This is a genomic window from Mesorhizobium vachelliae (assembly GCF_033977325.1).
Taxonomy (GTDB): Bacteria; Pseudomonadota; Alphaproteobacteria; order Rhizobiales; family Rhizobiaceae; genus Mesorhizobium; species Mesorhizobium vachelliae.
In genome coordinates this window covers 570,942-595,681 of the sequence record NZ_JAVIIR010000001.1, presented here as the reverse complement: position 1 = coordinate 595,681, position 24,740 = coordinate 570,942, and the positions used below count along the sequence as shown (strand labels likewise).

General features: G+C 63.8%; 22 protein-coding genes. 17 read left to right on the top strand and 5 right to left on the bottom strand.

Annotated elements, in window-relative coordinates:
* Positions 1-60: 60 nt before the first annotated feature.
* Positions 61-1,056 (bottom strand): ABC transporter substrate-binding protein, encoded by a 996-nt coding sequence (locus RFM41_RS02955; RefSeq protein ID WP_320246079.1) that lies wholly within the window; start codon positions 1,054-1,056, stop codon positions 61-63.
* A 56-nt stretch (positions 1,057-1,112) separates the two neighbouring features.
* Here RFM41_RS02955 and RFM41_RS02950 point away from each other — a divergent pair, with 56 nt between their 5' ends.
* On the top strand, positions 1,113-1,295 hold the full coding sequence (locus tag RFM41_RS02950; protein WP_320246078.1) for a hypothetical protein: 183 nt from the start codon (positions 1,113-1,115) through the stop codon (positions 1,293-1,295).
* Positions 1,296-1,394: 99 nt separating this feature from the next.
* Here RFM41_RS02950 and RFM41_RS02945 read toward each other — a convergent pair whose 3' ends face one another.
* Complete coding sequence (locus tag RFM41_RS02945) at positions 1,395-2,900, bottom strand: UxaA family hydrolase (protein WP_320246077.1); 1,506 nt, start codon at positions 2,898-2,900, stop codon at positions 1,395-1,397.
* Positions 2,901-3,152: 252 nt separating this feature from the next.
* Between RFM41_RS02945 and RFM41_RS02940 the strand changes: the two genes are divergently transcribed.
* From RFM41_RS02940 to gnd, 6 genes are all read left to right on the top strand, one after another.
* The gene (locus tag RFM41_RS02940) at positions 3,153-4,055 is read left to right on the top strand and encodes a GntR family transcriptional regulator (RefSeq protein WP_320246076.1); all 903 of its coding nucleotides are present in this window, start codon (positions 3,153-3,155) and stop codon (positions 4,053-4,055) included.
* A gap of 144 nt (positions 4,056-4,199) precedes the next feature.
* Positions 4,200-4,547, top strand: coding sequence for a DUF2946 family protein (locus RFM41_RS02935; RefSeq protein ID WP_320246075.1), 348 nt, complete (start codon positions 4,200-4,202; stop codon positions 4,545-4,547).
* Positions 4,548-4,636: 89 nt separating this feature from the next.
* The gene (locus RFM41_RS02930) at positions 4,637-5,182 is read left to right on the top strand and encodes a copper chaperone PCu(A)C (RefSeq protein WP_320246074.1); all 546 of its coding nucleotides are present in this window, start codon (positions 4,637-4,639) and stop codon (positions 5,180-5,182) included.
* A 30-nt stretch (positions 5,183-5,212) separates the two neighbouring features.
* Positions 5,213-5,731 (top strand): YcnI family copper-binding membrane protein, encoded by a 519-nt coding sequence (locus RFM41_RS02925; protein ID WP_320246073.1) that lies wholly within the window; start codon positions 5,213-5,215, stop codon positions 5,729-5,731.
* Between the two features lie 76 nt (positions 5,732-5,807).
* Complete coding sequence (locus RFM41_RS02920) at positions 5,808-7,412, top strand: copper resistance CopC/CopD family protein (RefSeq protein ID WP_320246206.1); 1,605 nt, start codon at positions 5,808-5,810, stop codon at positions 7,410-7,412.
* Between the two features lie 128 nt (positions 7,413-7,540).
* A complete protein-coding gene (gnd, locus tag RFM41_RS02915; protein WP_320246072.1) occupies positions 7,541-8,968 on the top strand; it encodes an NADP-dependent phosphogluconate dehydrogenase in 1,428 nt (475 codons plus the stop codon).
* Positions 8,969-9,065: 97 nt separating this feature from the next.
* Here gnd and RFM41_RS02910 read toward each other — a convergent pair whose 3' ends face one another.
* Positions 9,066-10,112 carry a LacI family transcriptional regulator gene (locus tag RFM41_RS02910; RefSeq protein ID WP_320246071.1) on the bottom strand — a complete coding sequence of 349 codons (1,047 nt, stop codon included), beginning with the start codon at positions 10,110-10,112 and terminating at the stop codon, positions 9,066-9,068.
* 386 nt (positions 10,113-10,498) lie between these two features.
* Between RFM41_RS02910 and RFM41_RS02905 the strand changes: the two genes are divergently transcribed.
* The 8 genes from RFM41_RS02905 (at position 10,499) to RFM41_RS02870 (ending at position 18,389) form a co-directional block, all read left to right on the top strand.
* The gene (locus RFM41_RS02905) at positions 10,499-11,737 is read left to right on the top strand and encodes an ABC transporter substrate-binding protein (protein WP_320246070.1); all 1,239 of its coding nucleotides are present in this window, start codon (positions 10,499-10,501) and stop codon (positions 11,735-11,737) included.
* Positions 11,738-11,822: 85 nt separating this feature from the next.
* Positions 11,823-12,716: a carbohydrate ABC transporter permease gene (locus tag RFM41_RS02900; protein ID WP_320246069.1), complete on the top strand. Its 894-nt coding sequence runs from the start codon at positions 11,823-11,825 to the stop codon at positions 12,714-12,716.
* The gene (locus RFM41_RS02895) at positions 12,709-13,641 is read left to right on the top strand and encodes a carbohydrate ABC transporter permease (protein ID WP_320246068.1); all 933 of its coding nucleotides are present in this window, start codon (positions 12,709-12,711) and stop codon (positions 13,639-13,641) included. The genes RFM41_RS02900 and RFM41_RS02895 overlap by 8 nt, the downstream gene beginning before the upstream one ends.
* A 2-nt stretch (positions 13,642-13,643) precedes the next feature.
* The gene (locus RFM41_RS02890) at positions 13,644-14,744 is read left to right on the top strand and encodes an ABC transporter ATP-binding protein (protein WP_320246205.1); all 1,101 of its coding nucleotides are present in this window, start codon (positions 13,644-13,646) and stop codon (positions 14,742-14,744) included.
* A gap of 30 nt (positions 14,745-14,774) precedes the next feature.
* Positions 14,775-15,527, top strand: a complete 753-nt coding sequence (locus tag RFM41_RS02885; protein WP_320246067.1) for a sugar phosphate isomerase/epimerase family protein — start codon at positions 14,775-14,777, stop codon at positions 15,525-15,527.
* A gap of 6 nt (positions 15,528-15,533) precedes the next feature.
* Positions 15,534-16,676: a Gfo/Idh/MocA family protein gene (locus RFM41_RS02880; RefSeq protein WP_320246066.1), complete on the top strand. Its 1,143-nt coding sequence runs from the start codon at positions 15,534-15,536 to the stop codon at positions 16,674-16,676.
* A 113-nt stretch (positions 16,677-16,789) separates the two neighbouring features.
* The gene (gene mgrA, locus RFM41_RS02875) at positions 16,790-17,836 is read left to right on the top strand and encodes an L-glyceraldehyde 3-phosphate reductase (protein ID WP_320246065.1); all 1,047 of its coding nucleotides are present in this window, start codon (positions 16,790-16,792) and stop codon (positions 17,834-17,836) included.
* 148 nt (positions 17,837-17,984) lie between these two features.
* Positions 17,985-18,389 (top strand): Fur family transcriptional regulator, encoded by a 405-nt coding sequence (locus RFM41_RS02870; protein WP_041003614.1) that lies wholly within the window; start codon positions 17,985-17,987, stop codon positions 18,387-18,389.
* A gap of 217 nt (positions 18,390-18,606) precedes the next feature.
* Here the strand turns inward: RFM41_RS02870 and RFM41_RS02865 are convergent, their stop codons facing one another.
* Positions 18,607-19,227 (bottom strand): LysE family translocator, encoded by a 621-nt coding sequence (locus RFM41_RS02865; RefSeq protein WP_320246204.1) that lies wholly within the window; start codon positions 19,225-19,227, stop codon positions 18,607-18,609.
* Between the two features lie 10 nt (positions 19,228-19,237).
* The gene (gene polA / locus RFM41_RS02860) at positions 19,238-22,198 is read right to left on the bottom strand and encodes a DNA polymerase I (protein ID WP_320246064.1); all 2,961 of its coding nucleotides are present in this window, start codon (positions 22,196-22,198) and stop codon (positions 19,238-19,240) included.
* 436 nt (positions 22,199-22,634) lie between these two features.
* Here polA and RFM41_RS02855 point away from each other — a divergent pair, with 436 nt between their 5' ends.
* On the top strand, positions 22,635-24,020 hold the full coding sequence (locus RFM41_RS02855; protein WP_320246063.1) for a M20/M25/M40 family metallo-hydrolase: 1,386 nt from the start codon (positions 22,635-22,637) through the stop codon (positions 24,018-24,020).
* A gap of 92 nt (positions 24,021-24,112) precedes the next feature.
* Positions 24,113-24,736, top strand: a complete 624-nt coding sequence (locus RFM41_RS02850) for a ribonuclease D (protein ID WP_320246062.1) — start codon at positions 24,113-24,115, stop codon at positions 24,734-24,736.
* The last annotated feature ends 4 nt before the right edge of the window (positions 24,737-24,740 follow it).

The window sequence follows — 24,740 nt, the reverse complement described above, 5'->3', positions numbered from 1 at the left end:
ACCCCGCCCCTTGACGTTTCCGGGGCGAGGCCGCCCCGGAAACGGATAGGGTCACGACGCTCACTTGAGCTTCGGGTTGAGCAGCGCGTCGATCTTGGGATCCTTCATGTTCGCCTTGGTGACGAGGTTGGCGCCGGTGTCGACATTGGCCTCGACCTTCTCGCCCTTCGAGGCGGCCAGAGCGGTCTTGATGCCGTCATAGCCCATCCGGTACGGGTCCTGGACGACGAGGCCGGAGATGACGCCGTCATTGAGGAACTTGATCAGCTTCTCGTCGCTGTCGAAGCCGATCAGAGCCACCTTGCCGCCAAGATTGTTCTCGGCGATCGCCTGGCCGACGCCCTGCGCCATGATCAGGTTCGAGGCGAAGATGCCCTTGAGGTCCGGATTGGCGGTGATCAGGTCGGTCGCGATGTTCAAGCCGGTAGTGGCCTGGCCGTCGGCATATTTGTCGGCGACGAGCTGGAGGCCCGGATATTTGGCCTTGATCTGTTCGATGAAGCCTTGCTTGCGCTGCTCCAGCGAACCGGCGCCGGGAAGCGCGGTGATCAGCGCGACCTTGCCTTCCACCTTGCCGCCATTGGCGGCGCCGATCGCGGCGGCGAGACCGTCAGCGGCGACACGGCCGCCCTGCACATTGTCGGTGGTCAGGAAGGAGGTGAAGGCCTTGGAGTCGGCGCCGGAGTCGATGCCGATGACCTTGACCTTGGAAGCCGCCTCGTCGATCGGCTTGCCGAGCGCCTTGAACTCGGTCGGCGAGATGACGATTGCCGCCGGGTTGCTGGCGACGGCGTTCTCGAGGATCGAGATCTGGCCGTTGACGTCGGTTTCGGCCTGGGCGCCGAGCTCCGGCACGTTGATGCCGAGGTCCTTGCCGGCCTTGCGCGCGCCGGCCAGAACGATCTGCCAGTAGAAGGAAGTGGTGTCCTTGACGATGATCGGAATGGTCACGTCGGCCGCCGAGGCGGGCGCCGAATGCATCACGCCGGCAAGCATCGACGCGGCGGCCAAGGCCACGAAAGCACGGCGGTTGAGAAGGCTGGTCACGAATTTCATTAGGTTCCTCCCTAAAGTCGCCTGGTGAAGGTTGCGGAAGCTCCATCTGGATAGGCGTGGCCAAACAGAACTTTATCAATAAAAAACAGATGCCTTTTTTTGATAATGCATCGCCATGGTCGATGCAAGCGGTGTCTGGTGCCGTTTATGTGATGCCGGATGAGGTTTGCCCGGCTCTGCGGCTCCTCCCTGGCAACATCTCGGCGCTTCCGTTCCTCCTTATCGATATGGAACGATAGTTTCATGATGCTGTCAATATGGAATGTTCATTCCATATTGAAGTCGCGCGATTGTGAAGGCCGACGTCCTTGCAGCCGACGGCGCTTCCGCCCCCGCAGCTAAAGCGTCGCGCCGAGATGCCAGGGCACGAATTCGTTGTCGCCGTAGCCGAAGGCCTCGCTCTTGGTCTTGCGGCCGGACGCCGTCTCGATGATCAGCTCGAAGATCTCGCGGCCCATGCCGGGTATCGTCTTCTCGCCCGAAGCGATAACACCGCAATTGACGTCCATGTCCTCTTCCATCTGGTGATACATGGTCGAGTTGGTGGCGACCTTGATCGACGGCGTCGGCCGGCAGCCGAAGCAGGAACCGCGGCCTGTGGTGAAGACGATGACATTGGCGCCGCCCGCAACCTGGCCGGTGGCCGAGACCGGGTCGTAGCCGGGCGTGTCCATGAACACCAGGCCGCTGCCCGAAACCTTTTCGGCATAGCCGAAGACGCCGTTGAGCGGCGTCTGGCCGCCCTTGGCGACCGCGCCCAGCGATTTCTCGAGGATCGTGGTCAGGCCGCCGCGCTTGTTGCCGGGCGAGGGGTTGTTGTCGATCGAGGCGCCGTGCTTGGCGGTGTGGTCCTCCCACCATTTTACAAAGCCGTCGAGCTTGGCGGCGATCTCGGGCGAGGCGGCGCGATAGGCAAGCAGATGCTCGGCGCCGTAGATCTCGGTCGTCTCCGACAGGATGCCGATGCCACCGCAACCGGCCAGGATATCGACGGCCGCGCCCAATGCCGGATTGGCGGTGATGCCGGACATGCCGTCCGAACCGCCGCATTGCAAGCCGACGACGATCTCCGAGACCGGGATCGGCTCGCGTTGCAACTGACCCACTTCCTCGGCGATCTCGGCCAGCACGCCCATCGCCTTCTCGACGGACTTGCGCGAGCCGCCGGCTTCCTGGATGTTGAAATGCCGCTTTCCGGCGGCCACGCCCTTCTGGCCGTAAAGGGTGAGCTGGTTGACCTCGCAGCCCAGCCCGACCATCAGCACGCCGCCGAAATTCGGGTGGCGGGCATAGCCGGCCAGCGTGCGGTGCAGCACCATCATGCCGTCGCCGGTGGCGCTCATGCCGCAGCCCTGGCCGTGAACGATCGGCACGAAGCCGTCGATGCCCGGATATTTCGGCAGCAGCGTGCGGTTGGCCTCGTCGGCGATGGCGTGGCAGACGGTCGACGAGCAATTGACGCTTGCAACGATGCCGATGAAGTTGCGCGTGCCGGCGCGGCCGTCGGCGCGGCGGTAGCCCATGAAGGTGCGCTTGCGGTCGGCCTCGGTGGCGTGCTCGGCCTCGCTCGGCGGCACCACCGGCAGGCGGCCGCTCTCGAACACCAGATTGTGCGAATGGACGTGCTCGCCAGGCGCGATGTCTTGCATGGCGCGGCCGATCGCCTGCGCGTATTTCACCACCGCTTCGCCTGCTGCGATCGGCTTGATCGCCACCTTGTGGCCCGGCTCGATCACGGCGGTCGCGGCGGCACCGCCCGGCAATGGCGCTCCGATTTCGATGCGCCCGTTGGCAACGGCGACATTGTCGGAGGGTGAGAGAAGGATGGTGTTTGCAACGGTCACGGGCGGCTGTCCTGGGTGATCCTGGGAATGCGGGCGGATTGACTTGCGCCCGTTTAAAGGTAATGTCTTTTATCGGGAAAAAACATTTGTGCGTCAATTGTTTTTTCACCTGGGCGGCGCGCGTCTTTGGAGGCCCGCACCTGTCCGTTTGGCAAGCCGGCGAAAAACGTTCCGCTTTTCGGAGGCTTGCTCTAGGAACACCGATCATATCGCGCTTCCGGCCAGCCGCCGCAAGCGCCGGGGATACGCGGCATGTCGAAGAGCAACAACGTCTATAAAGACGCTTTCAATCGCTGTCTGCGGCTGCTCGACGAGACCAAGAGCTTGCCGTCGGAGCCTGAGCTCGGCACGTTGCTGGGTGTCAGCCGCACCACGGTCCGCAGCATTCTTTCGCGCATGGAAGAAACCGGGCTGATCGCCTGGAACAAGCGCGACAAGACGGTGCTCAGGGCGGCGCGGCCGGAGGATTTCTTCCCCGAGGAAGAGACCGATTCGCTGGCCGAGATCATCGAGCGCTCCTTCATGCGGCGCCTGCTTGCGGAGGGCGCCGAAGCCGGCATGCAGATCAACGAGCTGGAGCTGGCACGCGAGATCGGCGTCGGCACCACCAGCGTGCGCGAGTTCCTGATCCGCTTCTCGCGCTTCGGGCTGATCGAGAAGCGACGCAACAGCCACTGGGTGCTGAAGGGCTTCACGCGCGCCTTCGCTCTGGAGCTGACCGAGATCCGCGAGATGTTCGAGCTGCGCTCGGCGTCGGCTTTCGTCGCGCTGCCGGACGAGAGCGCGGTGTGGGTCGATCTCGACCGGCTGGAAGTCGAGCATCGCCAGCTTGCCGGCGAAATCGCCACGCGCTTCAACGAATTCTCGGAGCTCGACGAGCGCTTCCACCGGCTGATCCACCGCGCCTCGCACAACCGCTTCATCGTCGACTTCTACGACGTCATCGCAATGATCTTCCACTACCACTATCAGTGGAACAAGGCCGAGGAGCGCCAGCGCAACGAGGTCGCCGTGCAGGAGCATCTCGCCTATATCGCGGCGCTGAAATCGCGCGATCCCGCCAAGGTGGACGCCGCCTGCCGCAAGCACCTGAAATCGGCGCGTCAGACGCTGCTGAGCTCGATTCCCGAAGGACGGCAGGCGCAGCCGGCATAACAGGCCGGCCGCGATCCACAGGGACCTGTCGCGCCTCGTTGCCGCAGCGCGGTTTTGCCGATTTTCCGGCCGCATCGTCCGTGTTAGGGTCGATCAAGTTTTCGGGAGAGGCTTGCGTTGGATATAAGGCTGAGACGATGGAGCATGCCGGCCGCGTTCGTCGCGGCGCTGCTTCTGTTGCTTCAGTCCTGTCTCGGCGCGTTCGCCTTCGGCGCGCCTTCGCAGCTCGACGCCTTCGGCAACGTCATCTGCACGCATGAAGGAGCCGTAAAACTCCCCGGCGAGGATCCTCACCAACAGCATATGCCGGCCTGCTGCTCGCTCGGCTGCAGCATGGTTTCACCGGCGCATCTGCCGTCGCCGGAGGCAGCCACGCTGGCCGGAACCCAGCTTTTCGAGACGGTCGCCTTCCAGCTTCCTGCCTTCCGGCACCAGGACTTCGCCCGCGACCGCTCTCCGGCCAATCCGCGCGCGCCGCCGGCACTGGTCTGATCCGCGGAACCTTCCGCAGGCCCATTCATCCAAAGACCAGACCGTTCGCGGCCGCAAAGCGGCGCGATCCTCATACCCATGGAGCAACCATGTCAAATCTTCCTTCCAAGGCGCAAGCCTTCGCGCTTCGCGGCGCACCGCAGCTCGACTTCCAGCACGTCGGCCTTGCGGTGTTTACCCTGCTGCTTCTCTTCGCCTGCATTCCCGCCGCCCTCGCGCATGAGTTCAAGGTCGGCAATCTCGAGATCGAGCATCCCTGGTCGCGGGCGACACCGCCCGGCGCCAAGGTGGCCGGCGGCTACTTCACCGTGGTCAACAAGGGCAGCGCGCCCGACCGGCTGCTGTCGATTACCTCCGACATCTCCGACAAGGCCGAACTGCATGAGATGGGCGTCAAGGACGGTGTCATGACCATGCGGCCGGTCGAGGGCGGGCTGGAGATCCCGGCCGGCGGCAAGGTCGCGCTGAAGCCGGGGGCCTACCATTTGATGTTCACCGGCCTGAAGCGGCAGCCGAAGCAGGGCGAGAAATTCCCGGCGACGCTGACTTTCGAAAAAGCCGGCAGCGTCAAAGTCGAGTTCCTCGTCGAAGGCATGGGCGAGACGGGCGACATGGACATGGACCACGCCGACTAATCCGCCAGTTCAAAATCGGAGGGACAATCCATGAAGAAGTATCTTTTGGCGGCCGGCGTGCTTTGCGCGCTCGGGACCAACGCCGCGCTCGCCCATATCACGCTCGAAACGCAGGAAGCGGCCGTCGGCTCCACCTACAAGGCGGTCTTTCGTGTGCCGCATGGCTGCGAGGGCAAGGCGACGACCGCGGTGCGCGTGCAGATCCCCGAAGGGGTCATCGCGGTGAAGCCGATGCCCAAGCCCGGCTGGACGCTGCAGACCAAGAAGGGCAAGTACGAGAAGTCCTACCAGCTCTATGGCGAGACGCTGACCACCGGCGTCAAAGAAGTGGATTGGAGCGGCGGCAACTTGCCCGATGAGTTCTATGACGAGTTCGTCTTCCGCGCTTCGCTGGCGAACGATCTGCCGGCTGGGCAGATGCTCTATTTCCCGGTGGTGCAGGAATGCGGCGACGCCGCCGAGCGCTGGATCGAGATACCGGCGGCAGGCCAGGATGAGGACGCCTTGGAAACTCCGGCGCCCGGCATCAAATTGCTGCCGAAGAAATGATCTCCTGTTGGCGCGCTCCATCGGGCGCGCCACCATTTCCTGTTATGACGGCATGAACGCAGCACTGCCTTCCTTGATGAACCGCATGCATGCCGGCCCGGTTGCCTGGCTGGTGGCAATGCTCATGGCGATGGCGGTATTGGCCATGCCCGGCCACGCCTTCGCGCATGCGGCGCTGGTCGCGACCGATCCGGCCGACGGCGCGGTGCTGACGCAAAGTCCGACACAGTTTTCGCTGACCTTCAGCGAGCCCGTCTCGCCGCTGGTCCTGACGCTCGTGCGGCCAGACGGCTCGCAGCTTGCGCTGACATCGTTCCGTCTCAAGGACCAGACGGTCGAGATCGACAATCCCGAAATGCTGAAATCCGGCACGCATGTGCTCAGCTGGCGGGTGGTGTCGGTCGACGGCCATCCGGTCGGCGGCTCGGCGCTGTTTTCCATCGGCGCGCCAAGTGCCGCGCCGGTGGCGGGCGAAGCCGTCGACTGGACGCTGCGCGCTGCGATCTGGGCGGCCAGGCTGTTTCTCTATGCCGGTCTCTTCCTCGGCGTCGGCGGCGCGTTCGCGCTCGCCTGGCTGGCCGAGGACCGGCGCTGCAGCCAGCGCTTTGTCGCCGCGGTGCTCATTTTCGGCCTGGTCGGCGCGCCGTTGTCGCTCGGCCTGCAGGGATTGGATGGGCTTGGCGCGCCGCTCGCGCGGTTTGCGGCAGCGGCTGTCTGGAAGACCGCGTTGGAGACGAGCTATGTCTGGACGGTGCTGATCGGCCTGATCGCGCTTGGTCTCGCGCTGCTTTCGCTCGCCGGGCCGCCAGGCCTTCGCAAGCTGTCGGCAGGCGCGGCACTGCTCGGTGTCGGCGCCGCTCTTGCCGCGAGCGGCCACGCCAGCGCCGCCGAGCCGCAATGGCTGACTCGGCCGCTGGTGTTCCTGCATGGCGCCGCAATCGCCTTCTGGGCCGGTTCGCTGGCGCCGCTCGGTTTGGCATTGCGGCAGCAGCCGGCGGAGGCAAAAGTCTTTCTGCGCCGCTTCTCCCGCGCGATCCTGCCGATCGTCATCGTGCTTGCCGCAAGCGGCGTTGTGCTGGCAATCATCCAGGTGCAGCAGCCGGCCGCGCTGATCAACACGTTCTATGGCCGGTTGCTGCTCTTGAAGCTGGCGCTGCTGCTTTTCCTGTTCACGCTTGCCGCGGTCAATCGCTGGACATTGACCGCGCCCGCCGAGGCGGGCGACACGGAGGTGCAGCGGCGGCTGGTGCGCTCGATCGGCATCGAGGTGGTCATCGTGCTGGCCATCTTCGGCGTCGCCGCCGGCTGGCGCTTCACCCCGCCGCCGCGCGCGCTGGCGATCGCCGCCGCGCAGCCGGTGTCGATCCACATCCATACGCTGAAGGCGATGGCCGATCTCAGCATCACGCCCGGCCATGCTGGTGAGGTTGCGGCCTCGGTGGTCATCATGACCGGCGATTTCGGACCGCTCGACGCCAAGGAAGTGACGCTGGTGCTGTCGAAGCCGGATTCCGGCATCGAGCCGATCAAGCGGCCGGCGACCAAGCCCGGCGACGGCACATGGCGTGTCGACAATCTCGTCATCCCAATTCCCGGGCGTTGGAACGCACGGCTGGATATCCTCGTTTCGGACTTTGAGATGGTGAAGATCGAGGCGCCGATTGATATCCGCTCCGATTGAGGACAAGCCCATGTAGAATACGGCGAGGCGGTTGACGGCGCCACCAAGGCCCGTCATTCATCTTGCGAAACAGTGGGCATCGCCTCGAAACGCGGCCACAACAAGCATTCGAAAGCAGGGAAGAAACGATGGAAAAAGCCGAAATCGGCCTGATCGGCCTTGGCACGATGGGCTCCAACCTGGCGCTCAACATTGCCGAGCACGGGCACCGCATCGCCGTCTTCAACCGCACGCCGTCACGCACCGACGCCTTCGTCGAGAGCGCCGGTCCGCTGAAGGACATGGTCGTCCCCTGCTACAGCCTGGAGGAACTCGCCGCCGCCATCCGGCCGCCGCGGCCGATCATCATCATGGTGCTGGCGGGCAAGCCGGTCGACGAACAGATCGCGGCCCTGCGCGGCGTGCTCTCTAACAACGACATCGTCATCGATGCCGGCAACGCCAATTTCCGCGACACGATGCGCCGCTTTTCCGAGCTTTCCGGTTCGGGCCTGACCTTCATCGGCATGGGCGTATCGGGTGGTGAGGAAGGCGCGCGCCACGGTCCGTCGATCATGGTCGGCGGCACCGAAGACTCCTGGAAGCGCGTCGAGAAAGTGCTGACGGCGATCTCCGCAAAGTTCAAGAACGAGCCTTGCGCCGCCTGGCTCGGACATGACGGCGCCGGCCATTTCGTCAAGACCATCCACAACGGCATCGAATATGCCGACATGCAGATGATCGCCGAGATCTACGGCATATTGCGCGACGGGCTCGGCATGGCGCCCAAGGAAATCGGCAAGGTGTTCGACGGTTGGAACAAGGGTAGGCTCAACTCCTACCTGATCGAGATCACCGCCAAGGTGCTGGCTGCCGACGATCCGAAGACCGGCAAGCCGGTGGTCGACATCATCCTCGACCGCGCCGGGCAGAAGGGCACCGGCAAATGGTCGGTCATCGAGGCGCAGCAGCTCGGCATTCCTGCGACGGCGATCGAGGCGGCGGTCGCGGCGCGCGTACTCTCCTCGATCAAGGACGAGCGGCAGGCTGCGGAAAAAGCCTATGGCACCATCGGCGTCGAAAAGATTTCCGGCGACAAGGCCGCGCTGCTCAAGGACCTGGAGCTCGCATTGTTCGCGGGCAAGATCGCGGCTTACGCGCAAGGTTTTGCCGTGATGAGCGGCGCTTCGAAGGAATTCAACTGGAACCTGCCGATGCCGACCATCGCCAAGATCTGGCGCGCCGGCTGCATCATCCGCTCACAGATGCTGGACACGATGGCCGAGGCGTTCGGCGCTGGCAGCGCTTCCATCAACCTCCTGATGGCGCCGGCCTTCATCGCCATGATGAAGGAGGCGCACCCGTCGCTCAGGCGCATCGTGGCCAGGGCCTCGGAAGCCGGCTCGCCGGTGCCGGCGCTGTCCTCGGCGCTCGCTTATTTCGACAGCTACCGCCAGGGACGCGGCACCTCGAATCTGATCCAGGCGCAGCGCGACTTCTTCGGCGCGCATGGTTTCGAGCGGATCGGCGAGCAGGGTGCGTTCCACGGGCCGTGGGGGAGTGGCGCCGGGCATTAGAGCGTTTCGCCGTTTCACGAAAACGGCGAGCCGCTCTATCTCCTTGTTTTAACGCAATTCCGGACGGAAAACCGCTCACACTTTTCCTGGAATTGCTCTAGCCGCGATAGGGCAAAACCTCGCTCGGCGTGCTGAGCGACTGCAGCGTTCCTGGATCGGCGCCGCCGATCCAGCCAAGCACCGCGCGGGCGAGCTCGGAGCCGGCCAGCCGGAAGTTCTCGTTGACGACGAGCAGCTCGCGCCGGAACAGATGCAGCAGCTCCGACGATTGTTTCGACACCACGTCGACGTCGCGGCCGAGCTTCAGCCCGGCATCCTCGATGCCGGCCACCACGGCGAGCGTCGCGGCGGCGGCGCTTGAGACAAAGCCGTCGGGCCGGTCCTTGCGCCGCATCAACTGCGCGGTCCGCATCCTGATCTGCTCGATCGACTGGTCGATGGAGACGGTGTTGAACGGCACCTCGCTGGCGCCAACCTCGCTCAGCGCATCGGCAAAGCCGTTCACCGTGTGACGATAATAGGTGAGGCCGACCGGCGGGGTGACAAGCGCCAACCGGTTGCGGCCCCTGCCGGCGAGATAGCGCACGGCTTCGCCGGCAAAGGCGTAATTGTCGAAGTCGTGATAGGGATGCACCAGCCCCATGTCCGTGCGGCCATGCGTGGCGAAAGGAATGCCGTGCTCCAGCATATAGCGCGCCCGCGGGTCGTTGGGCTGCGTGCGTGAGATGATGACGCCGTCGGCCGAGCCCGTCTCGACCAGATAGCGCACCGGGTCCAGCGGATCCTGTGAGCGTGAATAGGGCGTGACGATCAAATGGTAGGGCGTGTCGGCGATCACCTCGGTGACGCCGTAGATGATGTCCGAGACGAAGCTCATCAGCTCGTGCTCAGTGTTCAGCACAAGCGAGATGACATTGGTCTTGCCGGTCCTCAAGCGTACGCCGGCGCGGTTCGGGCGATAGCCGATCTGCTTGGCGACGAGCTGGACGCGGCGCCTGGTCTCGGCACCGATCTCGGGTGCATCCTTCAGCGCCCGCGAGACGGTCGTGACGCCAAGCCCGGTCATGAAGGCGAGCGTCTTCAGCGTCGGCCGCTCCTTGCCCGACGCGTCGTCGTCGCCTTTCTTCGTTACCCGTCTATCCATTCGTCCCGCCCGTCAGGCGCATAGCAGCCGCAGGACCGGCCGGCAATCGTTCGGCATTGACAATTGCGCGACCCCTGGCCTGCGGTCTGGTTCAGTATACTGAAACGTTACAGATTGCCAATCTTCGAGGTTGGACGAGGCGGTAGCGACCTCGGCGTTCCGGATATCGGGAAGAGCCAAAAGTCGCTGGAATCACAAAGAAATATTGGTTTTGGCCCGATTTCAGCACCGATCGGCCAATCGATCATCGGCATTGCTCCCTTGAGAGAAAGATTTTGTTCGCGACCCGAAAAAATCTGAGTCGTCTTCGAGACGAGGGGTTGCCTAGGCGGATCATTTGCCGTATCGAAAATCTGTAACGTTTCAGATTCTGGGAGGAAGCCGAAATGCGATACAAATTCCTGACTGCCGCTTTTGCCGCGACGGTTGCGCTCAATGTCGCCGGTCCCGCGGCCGCAACCGACCTGGAAGTCACCCATTGGTGGACTTCGGGCGGCGAGGCGGCGGCGGTTGCCGAGCTTGCCAAGGCGTTCGACGCGACGGGCAATCACTGGGTCGACGGCGCCATCGCCGGCTCCGGCGGCACGGCGCGGCCGATCATGATCAGCCGCATCACCGGCGGCGATCCGATGGGCGCCACCCAGTTCAACCACGGCCGCCAGGCGGAGGAACTGGTGCAGGCCGGGCTGATGCGCGACCTCACCGATATCGCCACCAAGGACAAGTGGACGGAAATCGTGCGGCCGAAGAGCCTGCTCGATTCCTGCACCATCGGCGGCAAGATCTACTGCGTCCCGGTCAACATCCACTCCTGGCAGTGGCTGTGGCTATCCAACGAGGCCTTCCAGAAGGCCGGCCTGCCGCTGCCGAAGGACTGGAATGAATTCGTGGCGGATGCGCCGGCGCTGGAAAAGGCCGGCATCATTCCGCTCGCCGTCGGCGGGCAGGCCTGGCAGGCTTCCGGCGCCTTCGACGTGCTAATGGCCGCTGTCGGCGGCACCGACACGTTCCTCAAGGTCTACAAGGACAAGGACGCCACCTTCGCGGCCGGTCCGGAGATCGCCAAGGTGTTCAAGGCTGCGGACGATGCCCGCAAGATGGCCAAGAACACCAATGTGCAGGACTGGAACCAGGCGACCAATCTGGTCATCACCGGCAAGGCCGGCGGCCAGATCATGGGCGACTGGGCGCAGGGCGAGTTCCAGGTCGCCGGCAAGACCGCCGGCAAGGACTATACCTGCCTGCCGGGCCTTGGGCTCAACGAGGTCATCGCCACCGGCGGCGACGCCTTCTACTTCCCGCTGCTCAAGGACGAGGCCAAGGCCAAGGCGCAGGTGGTGCTCGCCGAGACGCTGCTCGACCCGAAGACCCAGGTCGCCTTCAACCTCAAGAAGGGCTCGCTGCCAGTGCGCGGCGACGTCGACCTCAACACGGCGAATGACTGCATGAAGAAGGGCCTCGCCATCCTCGCCAAGGGCGCCGTAATCCCGTGGACGGACCAACTGCTTTCGCAGGACACCCAGAAGCAGAAGGAAGACCTGTTCTCCGAATTCTTCGCCAAGCCCGACATGAGCGTCGAAGAGGCGCAGAAGCGCTTCGCCGAGATCATCGGCTCGGCGGACTGACAACCGGCGCCCCCGCCGGCTCCCGGCCCCAGCCCATCGGGGGTCGGGAGCATGACGCCCTCATTGTCCCAGCCCGGCTGCCGAGATGAGCAACAGCGAACGCCCAAGCAAGCTTTTCCGCAACCTGAACGCCAAGGTCGCATCGATCCCGATGGTGCTCACCGCACTGGTGGTGTTCGTTGGCGGCACGGCCTGGACGGTGCTCTACTCCTTCACCAATTCGAAGCTCTTGCCGCGGCTCAACTTCGTCGGGCTCGACCAGTATCACCGGCTTTGGTCGACATCGCGCTGGCTGATCTCGATCGAGAACCTCTTGATCTACGGCGCGATCTCGCTTGTGTTCTCGCTTGTCATCGGCTTCCTGCTGGCAGCCCTTCTCGACCAGAAGATCCGCTTCGAGGACACGTTCCGCACCATCTTCCTCTATCCGTTCGCGCTGTCCTTCATCGTCACCGGGCTGGTCTGGCAATGGCTGCTCAATCCGGATTTCGGCGTCCAGCGCGTCGTGCGCGATCTCGGTTGGACGAGCTTCAGCTTCGACCCGCTCTATAATTCCAGCATCGTCATCTACGGCATCTCGATCGCCGCGCTCTGGCAGGGCACGGGGCTCATCATGTGCCTGATGCTCGCCGGCCTGCGCGGCATCGACGAGGACATCTGGAAGGCGGCGAGGGTGGACGGCATTCCCGCCTGGAAGACCTATCTTTTCATCGTCATCCCGATGATGCGTCCGGTCTTCATCACCACGCTGGTGATCATCGCCGCTGGCATCGTCAAGGTCTACGACCTCGTCGTGGCGCAGACCAGCGGCGGCCCCGGCATCGCCTCCGAAGTGCCGGCGAAATATGTCTACGACTACATGTTCTTCGCCCAGAATCTCGGCCAGGGCTTCGCCGCCTCGACGATGATGCTGTTGTCGGTGGTGATCGTCATCGTGCCATGGGCTTATCTCGAATTCGGAGGCAAGAAGCGTGGTTGACGTCGCCCCCCTGTCCACCAGCGTGCAAACGCTCAGGCGCGATGCCGCCGGCCCGAGCGGGCCGAAGCCGCGGCACGTGCTGTCGCGCCGCAACATCTTTCTCTACGGCACGCTGATCGTCGTGGCGCTCTATTATCTTTTGCCGCTCTACGTGATGATCGTCACGTCGCTGAAGGGCATGCCGGAAATCCGCCTCGGCAACATCTTCTCGCCGCCGATGGAGATCACCTTCGAGCCCTGGGTGAAAGCCTGGGCGACCGCGTGCACCGGGCTCAACTGCGACGGGCTCTCGCGCGGCTTCTGGAATTCGGTGCGCATCACCGTGCCGTCGGTGCTGCTCTCGATCGCAATCGCCTCGGTGAACGGCTATGCCTTGGCCAACTGGCGCTTCAAGGGCGCCGACACCTTCTTCATCATCCTGATCGTCGGCGCCTTCATCCCTTATCAGGTGATGATCTACCCGATCGTCATCATCCTGCGCGAGATCGGCATCTACGGCTCGCTGACCGGCCTGGTGATCGTGCATTCGATCTTCGGCATGCCGATCCTGACGCTCTTGTTCCGCAACTATTTCACCTCGATGCCGGAGGAGTTGTTCCGCGCCGCGCGCGTCGACGGCGCCGGCTTCTGGGGCATCTATCTGCGCATCATGCTGCCGATGTCGCTGCCGATCTTCGTCGTCGCCATCATCCTGCAGGTGACCGGCATCTGGAACGACTTCCTGTTCGGTGTCGTCTATACGCGACCCGACACCTATCCGATGACGGTGCAGCTCAACAACATCGTGAATTCGGTCCAGGGCGTGAAGGAATACAACGTCAACATGGCCGCGACCATCCTCACCGGACTGGTTCCGCTCATCGTCTACTTCATTTCCGGCAAGCTCTTCGTGCGCGGCATCGCCGCCGGCGCGGTGAAAGGATGATGATGGAAGCTGAAATCGCCAATCCCAGCGTTTCGATCCAGGACCTGTCGCTCAATTTCGGCGCCGTCTCGGTGCTGCAGACGCTCAACCTGGATGTCGCCGACGGCGAATTCATCGTGCTGCTCGGCCCGTCCGGCTGCGGCAAGTCGACCCTGCTCAACTGCATCGCCGGCCTGCTCGACATTTCGGATGGGCGCATCTTCATCAAGGGCAAGAACGTCACCTGGGAGGAGCCGAAGGACCGCGGCATCGGCATGGTGTTCCAGTCCTACGCGCTCTACCCGCAGATGACGGTGGAGAGGAACCTTTCCTTCGGCCTGCGCGTCGCCGGCGTGGCGAAGGATGAGATCGCCAAGCGCATCGCCCGCGCCGCCGAGATCCTGCAGATCGAGCCGCTGTTGCAGCGCAAGCCTTCGGCGCTTTCCGGCGGCCAGCGCCAGCGAGTGGCGATCGGGCGCGCGCTGGTGCGTGACGTCGACGTCTTCCTGTTCGACGAGCCGCTCTCCAATCTCGACGCCAAGCTGCGTTCGGAGCTGCGTGTCGAGATCAAGCTTTTGCACCGCCGCTTGCAGAACACCATGATCTACGTCACCCACGACCAGATCGAGGCGATGACGCTGGCCGACCGCATCGCGGTGATGAAGGGCGGCGTGATCCAGCAGCTCGACGCGCCGCAGACGATCTACAACCGCCCGGTCAACCGCTTCGTCGCCGGCTTCCTCGGCTCGCCGGCGATGAACTTCATCGACGGCAGGCTGGAGAAGTCCGGCGGCGACTGGCAGTTTGCCGTCGAGGACGTGCGCATCCCGCTTGCGACCTATGCCTTCGAGAAGGAACCGGCGCCGGGGCCTGCTGTGTTCGGCATCCGGCCCGAGCACGTCGCTTTCAACAGCGGTACGGGCTGGCCTTTCACCGCGACGGCCAATGTCGAGGTCGTCGAGCCGATGGGTTCCGACACGCTGGTCTGGCTGAAACTCGGCCAGCAGAACTTCACCGTGCGGGTCACCTCCGAACGCACGCCGAAGAACGGCGATATGGTCAGCATCGGCTTCGATCCGATGCGCGCCTCGCTCTTCGAGGCTCAAACCGGCAACCGAATCTAACTTCCCAGGACCAACGAACGGACAGGACAGATGAACTGGTCATTCCAACTCTACAGCGCCCGCAATTTCCAGCCATGGAACGGCGTGGTGAAAATGCTTGGGCAACTCGGCTACAAACAGGTCGAAGGCTTCGGCGGCGTCTATGACGACCCGAAAGCGTTCCGCGCCGAGCTCGACAAGAACGGGCTTGCGATGCCGACCGGGCATTTCTCGATCGACGCGCTGGAGAACGATTTCGACGGCGTGCGCAAAATCACCGACACGCTCGGCATCACGCTGCTGATCTGCCCCTATCTCATGCCCGATCAGCGCCCAGGCGATGCCGCCGGCTGGCGCGGTTTTGGCGAGCGTCTCGCTAAGGTCGGCGAGACGGCGAAGAAGGCCGGCTACGGCTTTGCCTGGCACAACCACGATTTCGAGTTCAAGGCGCTCGCCGACGGCTCGCTGCCACAGGATCACATCCTGTCCGCGGCGCCCGACATCGGCTGGGAAATGGACGTCGCCTGGGTGGTGCGCGGCGGCGCCGATCCGCTGCCCTGGATCGAGAAGCACGGCAAGCGCATCGTCGCCGTCCACGTCAAGGACATGGCCAAGCCCGGCGAAGGGCTGGATGAGGACGGCTGGTCTGACGTCGGTCACGGCACGATCGATTGGGCGGGCCTGTTCAAGACATTGCGCGCCAAGAGCGCGGCGCAGTACTTCATCATGGAGCAGGACAACCCCAACGACATCGAGCGCTATGCCCGCCGCTCGATCGCGGCAGCCAAGAGCTGGCAGGAGTAATCGAAAATGGCAGACAAACTTGGCGTCGGCGTCATCGGCTGCGGCAACATATCGAAGGCGTATTTCTCGCTGGCGCCGCTGTTCCGCGGCATCAAGATGCGAGCCTGCGCGGACATCAACATGGAGGCCGCGAAGGCGCGGGCGAAGGAATTCAAGTTGCGCGCCGAGACGGTCAGCGACCTGCTCAGGGATGACGAGATCGACATCATCGTCAACCTGACGATCCCGGCCGTGCACTATGAGGTCTCAAAGGCGGTGCTCGACGCCGGCAAGCATGTCTATTCGGAAAAGCCCTTCGTGCTGTCGATCGAGGAAGGGCTCGATCTCAAGAAGCGGGCGGAAAAGAAGGGCCTGCGCATCGGTTCGGCGCCGGACACGTTCCTCGGCGGCGCGCACCAGCTGGCGCGCGAGCTGATCGACAGCGGCAAGCTCGGCAGGATCACCAGCGGCACCTGCCATGTGATGGGCCACGGCATGGAGCACTGGCATCCCAATCCGGATTTCTTCTTCCAGCCGGGCGCCGGTCCGGTGCTGGACATCGGGCCGTATTATGTCACCAACCTGATCCAGCTGATCGGACCTGTGAAGCAGGTGGCGGCCTTCGCGACGACCCCGGCGAAGGAGCGGACGATCTCGTCGAAGCCGCGTGCGGGCGAAAAGATCCCGGTGAACACGCCGACCACGATCCATGCGCTGCTCGAGTTCGCCAATGGCGCGGTGATCACGCTCAACACCTCCTGGGATGTCTGGAGCCATGGCCATGCGCCGATGGAGCTCTATGGCGAATTGGGCACCGTCTTCGTGCCGGATCCGAACTTCTTCGGTGGCGAGGTGCGCTTCACCGACTCGGCCAAGCCGGTGAAGAAGCTGCCGAAGTGGAATCATCCCTTCGGCGTGCCGAACGAGATGCACGGCCATGGCATGATGGCCAACTACCGCACCGCCGGCCTTGCCGACATGGCGATCGCGATCGCCGAAGGGCGGCAGCACCGCTGCTCTATGGAGCTGGCGCTGCACGCCGTCGATGTGATGACCGGCATCCTGCGTTCCGGTGAAAGCGGCAAATATGTCGCCATGCAGACGACCTGCGAGCGGCCGGCCGCGCTCGGCGTCAAGGACGCGAAGGCGCTGCTGGCGAAGAAAAAGTAGACGGCGACCCCTCTCCCCGTTTCGGCGGGGAGAGGGTAAGGATTGGACTATCATCGAACCAATCCGCATTTGACGGCGCCCGCGGCGCCGCGTCGACCCCGAGGATATTTCCCATGCCCTATGTCGCCGCCGAAAACCGCTACGAGACAATGATCTATAACCGCTGCGGGCGCTCCGGCCTCAAGCTGCCGGCGATCTCGCTCGGGCTGTGGCACAATTTCGGCAACGACACGCCGCACCGGACCAAGCAGGCGCTCGTGCGCAAGGCCTTCGACCTCGGCATCACGCATTTCGACCTCGCCAACAATTACGGCCCGCCTCCCGGCTCCGCGGAAACCGCGTTCGGCGAGATCCTGCGCACCGATTTCGCCGCTTATCGCGACGAGATGATCATCTCGACCAAGGCCGGCTACGAGATGTGGGCTGGCCCGTACGGCGAATGGGGCAGCCGCAAATATGTGCTGGCGAGCCTAGACCAGAGCCTGAAGCGGATGGGGCTCGACTATGTCGACATCTTCTATTCGCACCGTTTCGATCCCGAGACGCCGCTCGAGGAAACCATGAGCGCGCTCGACCATGCGGTGCGCTCGGGCAAGGCGCTCTATGCCGGCATCTCGTCCTACAATTCTCAGCGCACGCGCGAAGCGGCCGACATATTGCGGCAGCTCGGCACGCCATGCCTGATCCATCAGCCGAGCTATTCGATGCTCAACCGCTGGGTCGAGGAGGACGGGCTGCTCGACACGCTGGAGGGGCTCGGCATCGGCTCGATCGTGTTCTCGCCGCTGGCGCAAGGCATGCTGACCGACAAATATCTCGGCGGCATCCCCGAAGGCAGCCGCGCATCCCAGGGCAAGTCGCTGAAGCCAGCCTTCATCAACGACAAGTCGATCGCCAACATCAAGGCGCTCAACGCCATCGCCGGCCGTCGCGGCCAGACGCTGGCGCAGATGGCGCTGGCCTGGGTGCTGCGCAAGGGCCGGGTGACCACGGCGCTGATCGGCGCCAGCCGGCCGGAGCAGGTCGAGGATTGCGTCGGCGCGCTCAAGGCGCTCGAGTTCTCCGATGCCGAGCTCGCCGAGATCGACACCTACGCGCGCGAGTCCGATATCAACCTCTGGGCGGCTTCGGCCGAGCGCAAGGGGCCGCCGCGCAAGTAACGATTAGCCAGCGAACCATCTGATCCGACGCGCACCGGAAGGGATGAGCTGCGGAAACAGTGGCAAAATCATCCGTTCGTCGCTATCTCAGGGGAATTGAGGTCGTTCGCATGCGAGATTGCGCGCGGGCGTCGATTGGGCGAACAAGATGACGGCAAGAGATGCGCTGACCAAGAACCAGCTCTGCGTGCTCGAGAAGCTCGAGGCGTCCAGCGGGCCGCTCAGCGCCTATACGCTGCTCGACCAGTTGCGCGAGCGCGGTTTCCGGGCGCCGCTGCAGGTCTACCGGGCGCTCGACACGCTGGTGAAGTCCGGCTTCGTGCACCGGCTGGAAAGCCTCAATTCCTTCGTCGCCTGCGCCGAGCCGCACGACCACAGCCATTCGATGACGGCCTTCGCCATATGCGACAATTGCGGCCAGGTGACCGAGATGTCCGACCATGATGTCGACCACCGGCTGGATGAATGGGTGCGCTCGACGGGATTCGCGGCCAAGAAGGCGGTGATCGAGTTTCGCGGTGTATGCGCCAAGTGCCGCGCTGAGGCGGCCTGAGGTATCTTCAGGCTAGAGCAGGATGACGTTTCGTTGAACCTCATCCTGCTCTAACAGGCTGTTGAAAAACTGTTTTGTTCACGGAACGTATCAGAATCAAACCCGACACAGATCAGAGTCAAAACGGGTATCTCCGAGACTTTTTCATCAACCTGCTAACTCTTTGTCGGAGCATGATCTTTTCCGAAAACCGGCTCCCACTTTTCGGGATCATGCTCTAGCGAGCTGTCGACCAAGCGAACCATAACGCGACCAGCGCCAGCATGGCGGAGAGGACCTTGCGGGCGATGCTTTCGCGGCGCGGATCGTTGAGGAACGGTTCCAGCGTTCCCGCCAAAATCACGATGATCGCATGGATGGCGGTGGCGATGCCGACATAGACCGTCGTCAGCAAGGCGGTCTGGGCCAGTGGGGGCCGATCCGCCTCGATGAATGTCGGAAGCACCGCGATGTAGAAGATCGCCGCTTTCGGGTTGAGCAGGTTGGTGACAAGTCCGCGCGTGAAATACTTGCCGTCCGGCATGCTCTCGGCCGAAACCACATCCGTGCCGGCCGTCCAGCCTTCCCAGGCCAGATAGAGAAGAAACAGCGTGCCCGCCCAGCGAAGACCTTCGTAGAGCAGTCCGGAAGCCTGGATCAGCTCGGCGACGCCGAAGGCGGCGATGCCGCCAATGATGGCGAGGCCCAGCGCAATGCCTGTGACCGTAGCGAAGCCGGCGCGGCGGCCGTCATTGGCCGAAACCAGCGCCAGGTAGGTCATGTTCGGCCCTGGTGTCAGCTCTATCAGCAGGGCGGCGAGCGCAAAGGAGAGCAATGTCGCCGTCGAGAGCGGCAGCATCTGGCTCACATCAATGCGCCTCGTCCCAATTGTCGGCCGCCCGCGCGTCCACGTGCAGCGGCACCGACATCGAGACAGCCGGCATCGGCGCGTTCTCCATCACCTTGCGCACGACGGGAATTGTCGCCTCGACCTCGGCTTCCACCGTCTCGAAGATCAGCTCGTCATGCACCTGCAGCAGCATGCGGGCCGAGAGCTTCGCCTTTTCCAGCGCTTCTTCCATATGCACCATGGCGCGGCGGATGATGTCGGCCGCTGTGCCCTGGAGCCTGGCGTTGATCGAGGCGCGCTCGTTGAAGGCGCGGATCGAGGGGTTGGAGGATCGTATCTCCGGATAGTGGATGCGGCGGCCGAAGATGGTCTCGACGAATCCATTCTCCCGCGCATAGGCCTTGGTTTCCTCGATATAGTCGCGGATGCCCGGGAAGCGTTCGAAATAGCGCTTGATGTACGCGCCCGCCTCGTCGCGCGGGATCGACAGCTGGTTGGCGAGGCCGAAGGCCGAGATGCCGTAGATGATGCCGAAATTGATCGCCTTGGCGCGCCGGCGCACCTCCGAAGGCATGCCCTCGACCGGCACGTTGAACATCTCGGATGCCGTGATGGCGTGGATGTCGGCGCCGTCGGCGAAAGCCTGCTTGAGCTGCGGGATCTCGGCGACATGGGCAAGCACGCGCAATTCGATCTGGCTGTAATCGGCCGAGACCAGCTTGTGGCCCTTTTCAGCGATGAAGGCGGTCCTGATCTTGCGGCCTTCCGCCGTGCGCACAGGGATGTTCTGCAGATTGGGATCGGAGGACGACAGCCGCCCGGTGGTCGTCGCGGCCAGCGCATAGGAGGTGTGGACGCGGTTGGTGCCGGGGTTGATGAAGCCGGGCAGCGCGTCGGTATAGGTCGATTTCAGCTTGGTGATCTGGCGCCAGTCGACGATCTTGCGCGGCAGCTCGTGGCCTTCTGCGGCAAGATCCTCAAGCAGCTGCGCCGAGGTCGACCACTGGCCGGTCTTGGTCTTGGAGCCGCCGGGCAGGCCCATCTTGCCGAACAAGATGTCGCCGAGCTGTTTCGGAGAGCCGATGTTGATGCGCTCGCCGACGATCCCGTAGATCTCTTCCTCGACGCGGGCGGCGCCCTGCGCCAGTTCGCCCGACAGCCTGGACAGGATCTGGCGGTCAACGGAGATGCCGCGCTGCTCCATGCGGGCCAGCACGGGCACCAGCGGCCTTTCAAGCCGCTCGTAGACGGAAACGAGGCCCTTGGCGGCCAGCCTCGGCTTCAGCACCTGCCAAAGCCGCAGCGCCAGGTCGGCCTGCTCGCCGGCATAGGCGGTCGCGCGCTCGATATCGACCTGGTCGAAGCCGATGGCGCTCTTGCCCGAACCTGCAAGTTCCTTTTTCGTCGCCGGCGCGTGGCCCAGCCACTTCTCCGACAGCGAGGCGAGGTCGTGGCCGCCGGACGTGCCTGCGTCGAGCACGTAGGAGATCAGCATCGTGTCGTCGAACGGGGCGACCTCGATGCCGTGCCGGCTCATCACGACGATGTCGTATTTCATGTCCTGCACGATCTTGAGGACCGAACGGTCCTCGAGCAGCGGCTTGAGCAGCGCCAACGCCTCGCGGACCGGTACCTGGTTCTCCAGCATGCCGCCGCCGAGCAGGTCGCCATTGCCACTCTTGTGGGCGAGCGGCAGATAGACGGCGCGGCCGGGCGCGATCGCCATGGAAATGCCGATGAGATCGGCCTGCATCGGATCGGACGAGCTGGTCTCGGCGTCTAACGCAAGAATGCCGGCGTCGCGGGCTTCGGCAATCCAGGCCTTGAGCGCCGCCGCATCGCGAATGGATGCATAGGCCGAGGGGTCGATCTTGCGCGCCGATGCCTGTTCCAGCCGCAGCGCCGACAGCAGGGAAGGGGTGTCGCCCTGCGGCGGCGCGTCCTCGCCTCTGGTGGCCGGAGCCGGCTTTGCGGCGTCGTTTGATTGAGGCGCCGGCTGTCTTGGCGGCCCGCCGGCGCCGACATCGGGGCCATGCGCGGTATCGGCCCGTTCGACAGTGACGGCGGAGGCCTGGACGTCGCCGATCTCGGTCGCGGTCGCCTCAGCGACGCGTCGCGTCAGCGTGGTGAACTCCATCGTTTTCAGGAAGCCGATCAGCTTCGGCCCATCCGGGTCATGCAGGACCAGGTCGTCCAGCCCTTCCTTCAGCGGCACGTCGTTCTTCAGCGTCACCAACTCGCGCGAGATGCGCGCCTTGTCGGCATTGGCGATGATGGTCTCGCGCCGCTTCTCCTGCTTGATCTCGGAAGCGCGCGCGAGCAGCCCGTCGAGGTCGCCGAACTGCTCCAGCAATTGCGCCGCGGTCTTGGGGCCGATGCCGGGCACGCCCGGCACATTGTCGACCGAGTCGCCGGTGAGCGCCTGCAGGTCGATCATCTTTTCCGGCGGCACGCCCCATTTCTCGATCACTTCGGGAACGCCGATCTGGCGGTCCTTCATCGGGTCGTACATGCCGACCGTTGGGCCGACCAGCTGCATCAAATCCTTGTCGGAGGAGACGATGGTGGTGTCGGCGCCGACCTCGCAGGCCAGCCTGCAATAGGTGGCGATGATGTCGTCGGCCTCGAAGCCTTCCATCTCGATGCAGGGCAGGTTGAAGGCCACTGTCGCTTGGCGGATCAGGCCGAATTGCGGGATAAGGTCTTCCGGCGGCGCCGAGCGGTTCGCCTTGTATTCGGGATAGAGATCGCTGCGGAAGGTTTTCGAGGAATAGTCGAAAATGACGGCGAAATGCGTCGGCGCAATGCCCACACTGGTGTTGCGGGCGTCCTGCATCAGCTTCCACACCATATTGCAGAAACCGAGCACGGCGCTGGTCGGCAAGCCGTCGGATTTGCGGTTGAGCGGCGGCAGCGCGTGATAGGCGCGGAAAATGTAACCGGAGCCGTCGACAAGGAAGAGGTGATCGCCTTTTTTCATGCCGGCAGGGATAGCGCGACCGGGCGTCGCGGTCCATGCCAAAGGCGGTGGAACCCACCGGTTCGGGCAATACCCCTGACAGATCCTGTCCGCCCGGAAATTTGGCCTGGAAATTTGCCACTCACGGGCATGTTACAAAAGTGTAATTTTCGTGCCCTTGAATCGCCACGTTCACAGACCCAAATACACGTCATCGGCAGTTTTCGCCGAAGTCCGGAGTAAGGCCCGTCCCCCGCCTATCCCGGGCAAACTGCGGCAGCCTATCCCCCCTCTCCGGGCTGCCGCATCGTTTCGAGTAGAGACCGCCGTGGTTCCCCCTCCACCACGGCGGTCTTCTTTTATTCTGCGGCAATGATCGTATCTTGGTCTAACGATCGCGGCTTTTCGTTTTCGGCGCGGCCCTTTAGGGTCTGCCCAAACTCGAAAGGCAAAAAGCATGTCCAGAATCTCTCCCGTCCTTGAACGTCTCGACCAGAATCTCGACCAGAGCCTGGAGCGGCTGTTCGGCCTGCTCGGCATCAAGTCGATCTCCACCGATCCGGCCTTTGCCGCCGACTGCCGCAAGGGGGCGGAATGGCTGGTCGCCGAGCTCAAGCTGATCGGCTTCGAGGCGAGTGTGCGCGACACGCCCGGGCATCCGATGGTGGTGGCGCATCACGAGGGACCGGCGGGAGCGCCGCATGTGCTGTTCTACGGCCATTACGACGTCCAGCCGGTCGATCCGGTCGAATTGTGGGAAACCGACCCGTTCGCGCCGTCGATCAAGGAGATGGAGCCCGGACGCAAGGTGATCACCGGGCGCGGCTCGGCCGACGACAAGGGGCAGCTGATGACCTTCGTCGAGGCGTGCCGCGCCTGGAAGCAGGTGCATGGCAATCTGCCCTGCCGCGTCACCATCCTGTTCGAGGGCGAGGAGGAATCCGGCTCTCCGTCGCTGAAGCCGTTCCTTGAAGCCAACGCCGCCGAGCTGAAGGCGGATTTCGCGCTGGTCTGCGACACCAGCATGTGGAACCGCGAGACGCCGTCGATCTGCGTGTCGCTGCGCGGCATGGTCGGCGAGGAGGTCACCGTCAAGGCGGCCAACCGCGACCTGCATTCGGGGCTCTATGGCGGCCCGGCCGCCAATCCGATCCGCATCCTGGCCAAGGTGCTGGCCGATGTCCACGACAAGGACGGCCACGTCACCATTCCGGGCTTCTATGACGGCGTCGAGGAGACGCCTAGCCAAGTGCTGAAATCCTGGGAAGGGCTCGGCGAGACGGCCGAAACCTTCCTCGGACCGGTCGGCCTTTCCATTCCGGCCGGCGAGAAGGGACGCTCAGTGCTCGAGCTCACCTGGGCGCGGCCGACGGCGGAATTCAACGGCATCATCGGCGGCTACACCGGCAAAGGGTTCAAGACGGTGATCGCGGCGGAAGCGTCGGCGAAAGTGTCGTTCCGTCTCGTCCACAAGCAGGATCCGAAGAAGATCCGCGCCGCCTTCCAGGCCTTCGTGCGTGAGCGCATTCCCGGCGACTGCTCGGTCGAATTCCATCCGCATGGCGGCTCGCCGGCGATCCAGCTTTCCTACGACTCGCCGTTCCTGGCCAAGGCCAAGGACGCGCTGTCCGACGAATGGGAGAAGCAGGCACTCACCATTGGTAGCGGCGGCTCGATTCCCGTGGTCGGCGATTTCCAGACCTATCTCGGCATGGAATCGCTGCTGGTCGGCTTCGGCCTCGATGACGACCGCATCCACTCGCCGAACGAGAAGTACGAGCTGAGCTCCTTCCACAAGGGGCAGCGATCCTGGGCGCGCATCCTCGACGCGCTGACGCGTTGAGACGCGGATTCACGGAAGACGTGAGATTCAACTTTTTGTTGATTTTTCTCCGGATCGCGGCGAGGACGGGTTGAGCCGATCCGGAGAAAAGAATGACCGCAGATATCCGTTTTCATACGAACGACCTGCCGGACCTGTCCCGATACGATGTCGGGGCGGTCGCCATCGACACGGAAACGCTGGGGCTCAACCCGCATCGCGACCGGCTCTGCGTGGTGCAGATCTCGCCCGGGGACGGCAGCGCCGACGTCATCCAGATCGCGCCTGGGCAAAAGAAGGCGCCGAATCTCGTCAGCCTGCTCCGGAACCGCGCGATCACCAAGCTGTTTCATTATGGCCGCTTCGACATCGCCGTGCTCTATAATGCCTTCGGCGTGATGGCGGAGCCGGTGTTCTGCACCAAGATCGCCTCGCGGCTGACCCGTACCTACACCGACCGTCACGGACTGAAGGATCTCTGCAACGAGCTGCTCGGCATCGGCCTGTCCAAGGCGCAGCAATCCTCCGACTGGGCGGCCGAAACGCTCTCGCCCGAACAGCTCGACTATGCCGCCTCCGACGTGCTTTACCTGCACCGCCTGCGCGAGGTGCTGGCGGCGCGCCTGGCGCGCGAAAACCGCACCAAGGAGGCGGACGCCTGCTTCCGTTTCCTGCCGACGCGCGCCAAGCTCGACCTGATGGGCTGGGCGGAGGAAGACATCTTCGCGCACAGCTGACGGA